We start from the raw sequence: 12,627 nt of genomic DNA, 5'->3' as shown, positions 1-12,627 counted from the left end.
TTGGAGGGACTTATCGATCATGCAGATAGATACACTGATTGAACAAGTAAAGGTATTTAATAGTTATGAGAAAAGCTTTAAGCAAGCAAATGTCGCAATAAAAGACGGTCGCTTTCTCTATATTGGTGAGCAGGATGCACGTTTCTTTGACGCTCAGGAACGATTGGATGGTCAGGGACTATACATGGTTCCAGGATTAATTGATATTCATCTACACATCGAAAGTACGATGGTTACACCAGCAACGTTTTCAAAGGCATTAATTCAAAATGGCGTGACAACCATTGTTCCAGAACCCCATGAGATGGCAAATGTGTTTGGTGTAGATGGAGTAACGGAAATGATTCGGGCAAGTGAAAGCTGTGAAGTGGACATGTTCTATTCCATTCCTAGCTCTGTACCAGCTACATCCATGGAAACAACGGGTGGATCGATTGAGATTGAGGATATCGACAAATTAATGGCTACTGAGAACATCATCTGCTTAGGTGAAATTATGAATTATGTTGATGTCATCTCAGATGAAGAGAATAAAACAAAAAAAATCCTTCAGCATATGAGAACTCATTATCCTGAGACCATTATTGAAGGACATGTCCCTAAGCTGCTTGATACAGACCTGCATCAAATGATCTTTGCGGGTGTTGATTCTGATCACACTCATCAGACGATTGAAGGACTTAAGGCTCGGATTGAAGCTGGAATGTTTATTGAAATTCAAGAGAAATCCATGACTCCTGAGATCATGAACTATTTAAGTGAGCAGGATGTGAGTGAGCACTTCTGCTTTATCACAGACGATGTAATGGCAGATACACTCGCAGAACGTGGTCACTTAAACCAAATTGTAAAAAAAGCGATGAGAATGGGGATGAAACCAGAGGATGTCATCTATGCAAGTACGTTTACACCAGCAAAACGGATGCGTATGCATGACAGAGGTGTCATTGCTCCAGGGAAAATAGCGGACTTTTGTTTGCTTTCTAATATAGAGCAGTTTGACCTAACTGCTGTTTATAAAACAGGTATCTTAATGAAACCTGACGCAGGAGCAGTAGCTGAAAACAAGCAATTTCCAGCGTCCTTTTATCAAAGCGTGAAGCTAGATTTACTGACTGACAATGATTTTAAAGTAAATGTGGATAAAGTAGATGGTAGCTATAAGACCCGAATCATGAAAGTGCAGGATGGGTCTACGTTCACAGCTGAAGTTCATGAAACAATAAATGTTCGTTCGGGTGCTTTGCAATGGCAGGAAACGGAGCATTTATTGATTGCTACATTTGAGCGATATGGTAAAGGTGGCACACGTGCCCATGGTTTGATCACAGGTGACATCATTAAGCATGGTGCAGTGGCAACCACTTACTCTCATGATAATCATAACTTACTTGTTGTAGGCGAAAACACAGAGGATATGAAACAGGCTGCAAATGAAGTAATTGCAATGCAGGGTGGAATTTGTGTTGTATGGGAAGGAAAGGTACAAGCGAAAGTGCCTTTGCCAGTAGGTGGTATCTTAACCGAAGAGCCGCTTGAAGAACTAGCTAAGCGTGTGAATAAGTTATGTGCAGCATTACGAGAGCTTGGATATAAGCACTATAATCCAATTATGTCGTTGAGTACACTATCATTACCGGTAAGTCCAGCTTTGAAAATTACAGATCACGGTTTAATTGATGTGAATGCAGGTAAGGTAGTTCCATTAATAGTGGAGTAATAGAAGGATAAGAAAGGAGCGGATGATTCCGCTCCTTTTTTTGTACGATTCATTTTCTTTTTAAGACCGAAGAGATGTAGGCTATCATTCCTTACCTTACTTTTAGAATATTCCTTTGTAATATTACCTTACGAGTGATCTGGCAAGTATTAAGGGTCCTATTAGGGCTATACGTAGTGATTTTATTTAAATGCTAATCTGACCCTCTTCCTTTGGTTAAAGTGCACAATGCACATTCGTAAGACCTGCGCTAAAATGAACCCTATTATGCGTAAAGGGGTGTGAGGATGGAACCAGAAAAGCAGGTTTCAACAACAGTAAAAAAGAAGAATGGCTGGAACATGCCACATATTTATGTACTCTTATTTCTAATAAGTGGTGTTTCCGCGATTTTAACTTATATCATTCCAGCAGGTACATTTGAAAGAGTAGAAGGTCCAAATGGAAGGGAGTCAATCAATCCTGACTCATTCACCGAAATAGAAGCAACTCCATTATCTTTCATGGATTTTATGTTGGCTATTCCTCGTGGGATGTCAGATGCAAGTGAAATTATCTTTTTTACCTTTATTATTGGCGGCATGTTTATGGTGTTGCGACGCACAGAGATTATCGAGATTGGAGTCGATAGGCTTGCACGCAAATTCAAAAAACAGAGTATTCTTATAATACCTGTTCTCATTACTGTTTTTGCGACTGTTGCGACAACCATTGGGACTCCGGAGCTTGCTTTGGTATACATACCTGTTCTTATCCCTTTATGCGTTTCCTTAGGCTATGATTCCATGACAGCAACAGCGATTGCTTTAATTTCTACTGCATTAGGTTTTACAGCAGGAGTCATGAATCCTGGTACAGTTGGAATCTCACAACAAATTGCAGGACTAGATACGTATTCAGGATTTGGACTAAGAGTTGTTGTTCTTATCACCATTGTTTTAATAGGAAGTTTGTATGTTATGCGTTACGCAAGACGCATAAAAGCAAATCCAGAGAAAAGCTTCACGTATACAGAAGATGAAGAAAAACGACTTACTTTTAAGGATGCATTGCAGCTACCAGCTAAACAAATGAATAAGAGGCAAATGGCTGCGATCTCCACATTGCCTATCTTTTTTGTAATTGTGGTTTATGGTGTCACACAGCTAGGATGGTTTATGTTGGAGATGTCGGGATTGTTTATCTTCATGGGTACGATCGTTGGCATGATCGCAGGGTTATCGATCACGAAAATTTGCGAAGCATTTACAGAAGGGTTCCGAGAGGTATTAATGGGTGCAATCATTATCGGAATTGCCCGATCCGTTGCGATCGTTCTTGAGGACGGACAAATAATGGATTCAATTGTATTTGGATTAGGTTCAATCGTAGGCCAACTGCCAAGTACACTGACTGCATTAGGAATGATGGTTGTGCAGCTTGTCATTAACTTTTTTATTCCATCAGGAAGCGGGCAAGCATTAGTGACGATGCCAATTATGGCACCTCTTGCTGATATTGTAGGTGTGACACGCCAAACGGCTATTTTAGCCTTTCAGTTCGGTGATGGCTTTGCGCATATCCTCTTCCCAACATCGGGGTACTTTATGGCAGCTCTTGTCGTAGCGGGTGTTAGTTGGAGTAAGTGGGTACGCTTTTTCATCCCCTTATTTGTCATCTATATGTTAGTAGGTACAGTGTTCTTAATTTACGCACAGGTAACAGGTTGGACAGGGTAATATATAACTTTCCGAGACGTTAGGCGAAAAGCGCTTAGTGTCTTTTTTGTGCAGGGATTTTCTTTTATTTATTGAATAGTAGGTAATTGAGTTACTGTTTTGAAATATCGGGTATGTAAAGGGTAACAGATATAGATCAGGAGGCATAAATAATGACATCACTTCAATCAACGATCAAACTAAATGACGAAACTGAGATCCCTGTCTTTGGGCTTGGAGTATATAAGATGACGGACAAAGAAACATCGCTTTCTGTCCATAAAGCGCTCCGTTTGGGGTATCGCTTGATTGATACAGCTGCAATGTATGAAAATGAGGAAGCAGTTGGAGAGGCAATTCGTGAGATGGTTGTTCAAGGAATTCCAGAAGAAGAGATTTATATTACAACAAAAGTATGGAAAACAGAACTTGGCTATGAGAAAACGAGACAGGCTGTACTTGCTAGCCATGCAAAGTTAGGTTTGAACACCATTAATTTAGTCCTTATCCATTGGCCAGGAACAGAAGAGGAAAATGCAGATAGTTGGCGCGCGCTTGAAGAATTGGTTGAAGAGGGTAAAATAAAGTCGTTAGGAGTAAGTAACTTCTCTCAGGACGGTCTCGAACGTCTTTTTAAGACCGCTACAATTAAACCAGTGCTGAACCAAGTTGAATTACACCCCATTCTCTCTCAAGAGAAACTTCAACAATATTGTCAAAAGCATCACATTGTCTTGGAATCTTGGTCTCCTCTTATGCGAGGAAGATTAACTGAACATCCATACCTTCAAGAACTGGCAGATCATTATAATAAAGATACAGCTCAAATCATTTTGCGTTGGAATATTCAACGAGGCATCATTCCGATTCCTAAGTCTAGTAAAGAAGAAAGAATTGAGTCAAATGCCGATATTTTTGATTTTGAATTAACAGAGGATGAAATGAAGGGAATTTCTCAATTGAATGAAGATAGAGGCGTTCATGGCTGATAAAGTGGACACCATGCCATCCTTGTAGGTATCTACTTTATCTTTGTTGGCAAGAATTAAAAGTATAATGATCGAGCTCATTTCCTCGGAAATAGTCGAGTTATACGGAATGATGTATGACTGATGGGTTTGAATAGGTTTCAATTAAAAAGTATCGTACAATAAAGAGAGAGAAGGGAGCATCTTTAATGGATCATAGGAAAGAAGAGATTAATGAGCAATTCATACAAAAATTAGATGCACTCCTTCATTCAACACATGACTCACAATTATCTGATGATAATGTGGCCATTTTTGTTGATTATGATAATGTGTATTGGACGTTAATGAACAGATATAACCATAATCCAAATCATGAGGAAAAGAGCAAGAACCTATTTCAATGCTTATGGGAGAGATATGGTCAGGATCGAGTCCGTACATTCCGTGCGTATGCAGATTTTCAACGAATTCGGTCTAGTCTGACGGATTTGCAAAAACAACGTATTCAAATTAAACATGTGTACTCAAATGATAAAGATGGGGATTCAAGAAAAAATTCTTCAGATATCGAACTATGTATAGATGCAATTGAAAGCACCTTCAAAGATGAAAGTATATCTTGTTATGTATTTGTGACCGCGGATAGCGATATGGTACCAATAATGAGTCGCCTTATGTATAAAGGAAAAAGAGTAGAATTATTTTACTTATCGGATGCAGCACCAAAACATACAGATATTACAAATTATTCTCATCACAGTGAAGATCTAGGTGACTTTTTGAAATTAGAAGAACAAGAATATGAATTAGATGCATATGTAGATCAGTCTTTACAATTTATTGATGAGTGGGAGAAGAAATACGGAGATAGCGATTTGTATCTTGGTGCACCTTGGCTTAGAAACCAATACTCTCTTAAGTTCTCTATTCCGGCAAATTCCGCTAGTGAATTAATTGATTTATTAAAGGTTAGAAAGTTAATTGGTACGATTAATAAGGATCTAAGTACTGGAGAAGTCAAGCCTAGCTTGGCATTAACAGAAAAAGGACGTAACATGGTTACGCCCTTGAGTGAGGCTGGTTCTGTCAGAAAATGATAGAACTTCTCGAATAAATAGTTGACTTCGCCCCGATAGTTTCATATTATAGGGGTACAGGTAAATTATTCGTTACAAACGATTCGCTAAACATTTAGTACGTTAAGCTCATACGTTACAAAGACAGGGACGATACCTTGTCTTTTTTATTTTGCTTAAATCAGAAAGAAGATTATTTCTTACTTTTTGATCTTATTATAAAGACTTCCCGCGATGGTAGGATTCTAAACCATTAAATTAAATTTATCTTAATTAATATAATAATTCTGAAAAATAAGACTTTACAAAGTGGACTTGCTTTCAGTATAATAAACGTAATCGAAAGGAGGTGGTTCAATGAAAGTTGATTGTATAAGGCTTAACATGGCTGCAGTTCACTGCAGCAAAATGAACCACCTGCTCATGCACGGTTGACCATGTAATGGTCAGGATGGTTTAGAAAAAGGAGAGTCCCATACCAAGTGGGTACTCTCCTTTTTTTCGTGTTGTAATGTTAAACTTATAGAATAGGTTATCCTCTGAATGGAGAGTAGTAGATATGAAATTTCAATATAAATTAGTGCTTTTCATTGTTCTTTTAATAGTTGCTATTATTTCTATATTAGGTGTCTCTTTTCAAAGAATTATAGAAGATGCTTTAGAAAAAGAAGTTGGCCATAGAGCTGTAGATATGGCAGAGACGATTGCGCTGAATCAAACAATTATTGATGCGTTTAACTCTGACAACCCTGCCGAAGCAATGAATCAAACTGCATCGGCGATTTTTAATACGAGTGGTGCAGAATTTATTACGATTGCTGATCAAGATGGCATACGATACTATCACCCTAATGCATCTCGTGTCGGTTTGCCCTCAGTAGGAGGCGATAACGATCCTGTATTGCAAGAGGGTCGCTCGATCATTTCAAAAGCTGAAGGTTCACTGGGTCTTTCAGTAAGAGGCAAAGTTCCTATTAGAGATAATGAAGAAATTATTGGTTTTGTGTCGGTCGGATTTCTTGCTGAAGGAATTGAGGCGACAGCTCAGACGTATGAAAGGACAGTGCTTCTAATCGGGTTAATCACTCTAGGAATCGGATTAATTGGAACCGTTTTTATTACGAGGAGTTTAAAGCGCGCGACCCTGGGAATGGAACCAAAAGAAATTGGTCGACTTTATCAAGAGAAACAAGCGATTGTTGAATCCATTGGAGAAGGGTTAGTTGCCTTCAACCAAAATGGAGATATTACATTACTGAACGGACGTGCAAAAAGTTTATTGAAGCTTCCGGCTGAGACAGACTTTTTAGGAAGGGATCTCCCTAATGAGGACAATACATTAGTACTTCATCAATTATTAGAGCAGGTAGAACCCTCTGAACAGAAGCAAGCAACTATTTTGATGGCTAAAGGGTTAGTTGTTCATAAGGTCCCGATCTGGAACTCGGAAAATGAATGGTTAGGAACGGTAATTAGTCTTAGAGATACATCTGATTTTATTGAATTGACAGAGCGACTCGGACAAACAAAGGATTATGCGGATGCCTTGCGCGCTCAAACACATGAATTTTCAAATAAGCTATATGTCTTATCAGGACTCCTTCAATTGGAATCATATCAAGAAGCCATCGATTATATTGAAGAAGAATCTCAAGTACAGACAAATAGGACACAAACACTGAAGTACAACCACATCGATGCATGGTTACAATCCTTATTGATAGGAAAACAACATCAGGCAGAAGAGAAAGGCATTGATTGTTTGATAGAACTCCCAGATCACGAGGTCACTCTTCGTGATGATCAGAGGCGCCCCGTCATCACCATCACAGGGAATCTCCTGGACAACGCGATGGAGTCAGTTCTTAAACCCGAAGCGGAAAGTAAAAAGATCGCTATCTCATTTACACAAACAAAAGAATCAATAAGTGTGACGGTTAAAGATTGGGGCATTGGATTTGGAAGCATTCCATTTGAAAGTCTGTTTGAAACAGGGTATTCTACAAAGAATCAAACAAACCACGGCTATGGTATGACCATTATTCAGAATATGCTGGATGAAGTGCAAGGGTCTATTCAACTTGTTAAAGACCTAGACGCGGTTACTAACATACAGGTGACCATTCCATCTAAAAGGTAGCATTTTTAAAAAAGGAGTTTGGATATGGCTAACGATGCAAAACTAATTGATGTCTTAATCGTTGAAGATGACGTCAGAGTAGCAGAGATAAATAGACGATTTGTTGAGAAAGTAGATGGGTTTAGGGTCATAGGCATAGCCACTTCTAGAGAAGAGACTGATACGTTACTTGAGATGCTTGAACCTCAGCTTGTGATTTTGGATATTTATCTTCCTGATATGAATGGAGTAGAATTCCTCCCAGAATTAAAAGCAACCTATTCCCATATTGATGTAATTATGATCAGTGCTGAGAAAGATGTTGGTATGATTGTGGAGGCTCTTAGATACGGAGTATTTGATTATTTAACGAAGCCATTAATTTTTCAGCGATTTAAAGATATGCTTTCTCGGTATAAGAAATTCCGATCTGATATTACGAACTGGTCAACGAACAAGAAGGAACTCAATCAAGAGGCGATTGATCGTTTATTTAACGTACCCGCTCAAGTAGACACTCAGTCTGAACCATATGCCAAAGGGATTGATCAAATTACGTATCAAAAGATTTTGGAGTTTATCCAAGATCGAGGGGAGGCGACAACCGAGTTGGTTGTTGAAGCCCTCGGAGTTAGCCGTTCGACAGCAAGGAGGTATCTAGCAGCCTTAGTTGATAGAGGAGATGCTCAAAGCGACGTATCCTACGGCGTGGTAGGGCGGCCAGAAAAAATATATAAACCTACGTAAAAAAATAAAGGTAATTACCAAATGAAAGCGAATACTTTATGAATAGAAGTGCATATAATTGTCTAAACTCCTTATAAAAGGGGGAGAGCAGAAATGGAGCACGAAGGTAACCTATTTGAAGGAGTCATCTGGGGCACGTTGCTAAGTATGCCTCTGTGGGTAGCAATTTTTGGATGGATCAAGATTACATTAAGTTTATTATAGGGTAGACACTGGGACCAATTCGGTTCCAGTGTTTTTTGTTTGTAAAGTTAGTATAGTATTAAGGCCCTCATCCTCTCCACATTTAATGAGTCTGGAGTCGCATCTTTAAAACTTAATGGTAAAATGACAAAAGGAGTTTCAATAAATATTTATTTTTATCGCTTGTGACTTGCCCGCAGTGAATCATATCAAGTGGCCTGTCATTACCCACTTGTTGAAGGACATACTATTTTGTGAGGTGTAGACGAAATGAAACACTATTTAGAAAGTCAAAAGGAAAATATGCTTAATCTATTAGAAAGACTCGTCAATACGGACAGTGGTTCGTATAACAAAGCGGGTGTCGACAAGGTTGCTCAAATTCTACAAAAAGAATTTGAAGAGATTGGATTAGTTTCATCGATTCATAAGGTAGAGGAATATGGTGATCAGCTTGTTGTGATGCATAAAGGTGCCGATCCAACAATATTACTCCTTCTTCATATGGATACCGTCTTTCCAGAAGGAACGGCTTCTGAGAGACCTTTTACCATAAAAAATGGCACAGCATATGGTCCAGGAGTCGTTGATATGAAAGGTAGTCATGTGACTACCCTGCATGCAGTGAAAGCTCTGTTGGCAGAAGATTCAGATGCACTAAAGTCAATAAAAATTGTTTTCACAAGTGACGAAGAAATAGGAGCACCTGTCGGCCGTGAGTTTATTGAAACACAGGCACAAGGAATGAAGCATGCCTTAGTTATGGAGCCAGCAAGAGTAGACGGTTCTCTTGTGTCTTCAAGAAGAGGCGGAGGAAGATATACACTCGAAGTAAAAGGAAAGGCTGCTCATTCTGGTATTGAACCTGAAAAAGGTCGTAGTGCGATTGAAGAGCTGTCGCACAAGACGATCAAACTTCATGCTTTATCTGACCATGAAAATGGAGTGAGTGTGAATGTGGGGTTAATTAGTGGAGGATCTTCCGTTAACACCGTTGCTCCCTCGGCTTACGCAGAAGTAGATATCCGAATTTCTAAAATGGAACAAGCAGAAACCCATGCAGAGGCAATCAAAGAGATTTGTGCGACAGCAGACGTGGATGGGACGTCTATTACTCTTGAAGGGAGTATTACCCGTCCCCCAATGGAGAAAAACACACAAACAATTGAGCTCCTTGAAACAATCAAAGGGGTAGGAAAAGAAATCGGACTATCAATTACAGATATCTCTACTGGGGGAGGATCTGATGCTTCATTTACCTCGGCAATGGGCATAGCAACAGTTGATGGATTAGGTCCAAAGGGAGGCAATCAACATAACGAAGACGAGTACCTTGAGATTGATACGTTAGTTGAGAGAGCAGAATTACTTGGTGCCGTAATCAAACGCTTAGCTTAGTTATAAAAAATCTTATTATCACAAAAAGGACCGAACAATGACGTCGTCTGACGCATCATTGTTCGGTCCTTTTTATATGAAAGTTCCTTGAGCCATAGTACCACCTCTATGAAAATCTACTCGATCATTGATAGCTTTTGTCGAAACTATAGGAATATAATAACCGGCACATTATGATAGAAAAGTATTAATACATAGGAGAAGGGGAAAAGAAAAAATGTATACAACTAGAATAAAGCCAACATGGAAATCGTTACTCGTTGCGATGCTAAGTGTGATGTTCATATTAAGTGGGTGTGGCAACTCATCGGAAGTTTCTGGTGGACCAAGCCTAGAGGAAGTCCAAGCTATAGCACAGGAACAAGAGCAACAGATAGCGAATTTGCAGGAAGATAACGAACAGTTGACAGCAGAAGTGATGGAAGCAGAAGAGAAGATCAATGATCTTGAAGAAGAATTAATAAGTCAGGAATCCATTGAAGAATTAGAAGAAAAAGTGACTAAGAATGAAGAAGAAATGGCTAGCCTTTCTACAAGTAATGATGAGTTAAACGAGGAGAATGAAGAATTAACAAAAGATAAAGAAGAGCTAACAAAAAAAGTTGCTTCACTTGAAGATGAAAAGAAAGAGTTAATAGAAGAGGTTCAGGCAGTTAAATCTGAACGTGAAGAAGGACAATCAAGTGCGCAGGAATCTAATACGTCAGATCAAACAAGTCAAGATAACTCAGAAGATCAAGGAAGCTGTGAGATAAAGGGTAGCGAGAGTGGAATCTATCATGTTCCTGGAAGTACGTATTATGACCGCACAAAAAATGTGGTTCAATATTTTTGTTCAGAATCTGAGGCTGAAAATGCAGGATACCGTGCTCCAAAAAGATAATGTCTCACATAAACAAAAAAGATCAGCTCATTCTACAATGAGCTGATCTTTTTCTAGTTACGGATGGTTTCAATTAGTTATTTAATAGATCCACTACATATTGAGACCATGTCTCCATACGATCATAATTATCTTTGTTACTCAGCTGCTCTAGGCTCATCCAGTAACCAGCAATTTGCTCTGTCTCTTTTACTTTAACTTGAGCATGTTCTGTTACATCTAATACAGATAGGATGCCGATATGAACACGACCTACTTCAGATTCATCATCGTTAATCAAACCAATCGTTTGAATGGATACTTTGTCATCTGCAGCGAGGTGTAATTCTTCGTTGAGTTCACGGTCTGTGTTGATGCGAAGAACTTCATCAAAGCTTCCAGCTTCAATATGGTTCATGTGTCCACCGAACCCAAGGGATAATTTATTGTGAAGTCTAGATTCTCCGCCTCCAGCTAATCGCTCATAGGCAAAGACTTCAGATCCACGTCTAATGACAACATAAGGAATGGGTTGCTTATAGCTAGGGTCTTCCTCAGCATCCCCGCGACGCATTTCCTTATATGTATCTTTAATATGTTTCATAATTGAATCTGTTTGTGCTTGTTCCCCGTTTAAGCCTTGGAATGTAAGTGATTCTGATTGAAATACAGCTTCTCGTGGCGCTACTAATATTTGCTCGTCCATTTTTCCCATACGTTATCATCCTTTCTTTCTGTAACAAAGGTAAAACGCAGGAGAGGCCTAAGCCTACTCTTGCGTTTCAAAAATAAAGTCGTCATCTCGTACAGGTTCTACTGTAGCTTTCTTATATCCATTCCCTTTCATGGAGAAGAAATCATGAGATTTTGTTTTCGTATCAAGACCGTTTAAAATAATTGGGTTGATTTCTTCTTCTTCAAAGTAGGCATCAAATCCAAGGTTCATTAATGCTTTATTTGCATTGTAGCGAATAAACTTCTTCACATCGTAAGATAAGCCAACCTGATCATAAATATCCTCTGTATAAGCAAGCTCATTTTCATATAACTTCTTAAGCAGGTCGAGTGAAAAGGCTTGTAGCTCAAGCTGTACTTCTGGTGTTTGTTTATTGTAGATCTCCTGTGCAAGTAGACCTATGTATACTCCATGAATCGCTTCATCACGAAGAATGAGGTTAATAATCTCACCGCTTTGCATTAATTTTCCTTGTCCGTAGAAATAAAGCGGGTAATAGAAACCACTGTAGAAAAGGAAGCTTTCAAGGTAAACGGAAGCAACCATTCCTTTAAATAGCGAAATGTCATCCCCTTCTTTAATGTCTTCGTAAAGACCAACAATTAATTGAGCTTTCTTTTGGAGGAAACGATTTTCCTTTACCCAATCAAAGGCTTCGTTGATTGTTTCTGTTGGAGCCAGGGTCATGAAGATATTACTGTATGATTTCGCATGAACAGCGTTCTCCATCATCGCCATAAAGTTAAGCACGGCCTTACGTTGGTGTCCTTCAACATGGTCAGCAATAATTGGCATACCGGTGTTACCTTGCTCTGTGTCAAGAAGAGTCAAACCGGCAAGTACCTTCATGTAGGCATCCTTTTCTGTATCCTCAAGGTACTTCCATGTTAGAAGATCCCCGTTTAAAGCAACCTCCTCTGGAAGCCAAAATTGCTTAACATTCTGATTGTAGAACATCTGGGTAAAGTCGTCCTCGTGCTTAGACCAGTTTGCTGCATCAAATACTCTGTTCATGATTTGTATCTCCTTTTATCCTACTCTTAACAGGCTTTAGACCTCTTAGTGGTCCGATTCATTCAGCACATGATTAAAGAGGTGATAATACACCTCTCTGATCA

General features: G+C 39.1%; 10 protein-coding genes. 8 read left to right on the top strand and 2 right to left on the bottom strand.

Annotated features, from left to right (window positions below):
• Window positions 1-19: 19 nt before the first annotated feature.
• The 8 genes from J2S05_RS08025 to J2S05_RS07990 all read left to right on the top strand — a co-directional run bounded on the left by J2S05_RS08025 (window position 20) and on the right by J2S05_RS07990 (window position 10,794).
• On the top strand, window positions 20-1,720 hold the full coding sequence (locus tag J2S05_RS08025) for an adenine deaminase C-terminal domain-containing protein (RefSeq protein WP_306981640.1): 1,701 nt from the start codon (window positions 20-22) through the stop codon (window positions 1,718-1,720).
• A gap of 287 nt (window positions 1,721-2,007) precedes the next feature.
• Window positions 2,008-3,438, top strand: coding sequence for a YfcC family protein (locus tag J2S05_RS08020; RefSeq protein ID WP_306981638.1), 1,431 nt, complete (start codon window positions 2,008-2,010; stop codon window positions 3,436-3,438).
• A 152-nt stretch (window positions 3,439-3,590) separates the two neighbouring features.
• Complete coding sequence (locus tag J2S05_RS08015) at window positions 3,591-4,406, top strand: aldo/keto reductase (protein WP_306981636.1); 816 nt, start codon at window positions 3,591-3,593, stop codon at window positions 4,404-4,406.
• A 188-nt stretch (window positions 4,407-4,594) separates the two neighbouring features.
• Window positions 4,595-5,485 (top strand): NYN domain-containing protein, encoded by an 891-nt coding sequence (locus tag J2S05_RS08010; RefSeq protein ID WP_306981634.1) that lies wholly within the window; start codon window positions 4,595-4,597, stop codon window positions 5,483-5,485.
• A gap of 538 nt (window positions 5,486-6,023) precedes the next feature.
• Window positions 6,024-7,604, top strand: coding sequence for an ATP-binding protein (locus tag J2S05_RS08005; RefSeq protein WP_306981632.1), 1,581 nt, complete (start codon window positions 6,024-6,026; stop codon window positions 7,602-7,604).
• Window positions 7,605-7,628: 24 nt separating this feature from the next.
• A complete protein-coding gene (locus J2S05_RS08000) occupies window positions 7,629-8,330 on the top strand; it encodes a DUF977 family protein (protein ID WP_306981630.1) in 702 nt (233 codons plus the stop codon).
• Between the two features lie 453 nt (window positions 8,331-8,783).
• Window positions 8,784-9,911, top strand: a complete 1,128-nt coding sequence (locus J2S05_RS07995) for a M20 family metallopeptidase (protein ID WP_306981628.1) — start codon at window positions 8,784-8,786, stop codon at window positions 9,909-9,911.
• 217 nt (window positions 9,912-10,128) lie between these two features.
• Window positions 10,129-10,794 (top strand): sunset domain-containing protein, encoded by a 666-nt coding sequence (locus J2S05_RS07990; RefSeq protein ID WP_306981626.1) that lies wholly within the window; start codon window positions 10,129-10,131, stop codon window positions 10,792-10,794.
• 73 nt (window positions 10,795-10,867) lie between these two features.
• On the opposite strand, the gene J2S05_RS07985 is transcribed toward J2S05_RS07990, so the two are convergent.
• Both J2S05_RS07985 and nrdF read right to left on the bottom strand, forming a co-directional pair.
• A complete protein-coding gene (locus J2S05_RS07985) occupies window positions 10,868-11,488 on the bottom strand; it encodes a hypothetical protein (RefSeq protein WP_306981625.1) in 621 nt (206 codons plus the stop codon).
• Window positions 11,489-11,542: 54 nt separating this feature from the next.
• Window positions 11,543-12,523 carry a class 1b ribonucleoside-diphosphate reductase subunit beta gene (gene nrdF, locus J2S05_RS07980; protein ID WP_306981623.1) on the bottom strand — a complete coding sequence of 327 codons (981 nt, stop codon included), beginning with the start codon at window positions 12,521-12,523 and terminating at the stop codon, window positions 11,543-11,545.
• Window positions 12,524-12,627: the final 104 nt, after the last annotated feature.

The sequence above is a fragment of the Alkalicoccobacillus murimartini genome (assembly GCF_030813245.1).
In the GTDB taxonomy this organism is placed as follows: domain Bacteria; phylum Bacillota; class Bacilli; order Bacillales; family Bacillaceae_D; genus Alkalicoccobacillus; species Alkalicoccobacillus murimartini.
Note: the sequence above shows the minus strand (reverse complement) of the source record. Positions and strands in the feature narration are given on the sequence as shown.

What these genes read in the sequence shown, in the direction of transcription:
- J2S05_RS08025 (WP_306981640.1), top strand. Translation starts at nt 20, where the DNA reads ATGCAGATAGATACACTGATTGAACAAGTAAAGGTATTTAATAGTTAT.
- J2S05_RS08020 (WP_306981638.1), top strand. Translation starts at nt 2,008, where the DNA reads ATGGAACCAGAAAAGCAGGTTTCAACAACAGTAAAAAAGAAGAATGGC.
- J2S05_RS08015 (WP_306981636.1), top strand. Translation starts at nt 3,591, where the DNA reads ATGACATCACTTCAATCAACGATCAAACTAAATGACGAAACTGAGATC.
- J2S05_RS08010 (WP_306981634.1), top strand. Translation starts at nt 4,595, where the DNA reads ATGGATCATAGGAAAGAAGAGATTAATGAGCAATTCATACAAAAATTA.
- J2S05_RS08005 (WP_306981632.1), top strand. Translation starts at nt 6,024, where the DNA reads ATGAAATTTCAATATAAATTAGTGCTTTTCATTGTTCTTTTAATAGTT.
- J2S05_RS08000 (WP_306981630.1), top strand. Translation starts at nt 7,629, where the DNA reads ATGGCTAACGATGCAAAACTAATTGATGTCTTAATCGTTGAAGATGAC.
- J2S05_RS07995 (WP_306981628.1), top strand. Translation starts at nt 8,784, where the DNA reads ATGAAACACTATTTAGAAAGTCAAAAGGAAAATATGCTTAATCTATTA.
- J2S05_RS07990 (WP_306981626.1), top strand. Translation starts at nt 10,129, where the DNA reads ATGTATACAACTAGAATAAAGCCAACATGGAAATCGTTACTCGTTGCG.
- J2S05_RS07985 (WP_306981625.1), bottom strand. Translation starts at nt 11,488, where the DNA reads ATGGGAAAAATGGACGAGCAAATATTAGTAGCGCCACGAGAAGCTGTA.
- nrdF (WP_306981623.1), bottom strand. Translation starts at nt 12,523, where the DNA reads ATGAACAGAGTATTTGATGCAGCAAACTGGTCTAAGCACGAGGACGAC.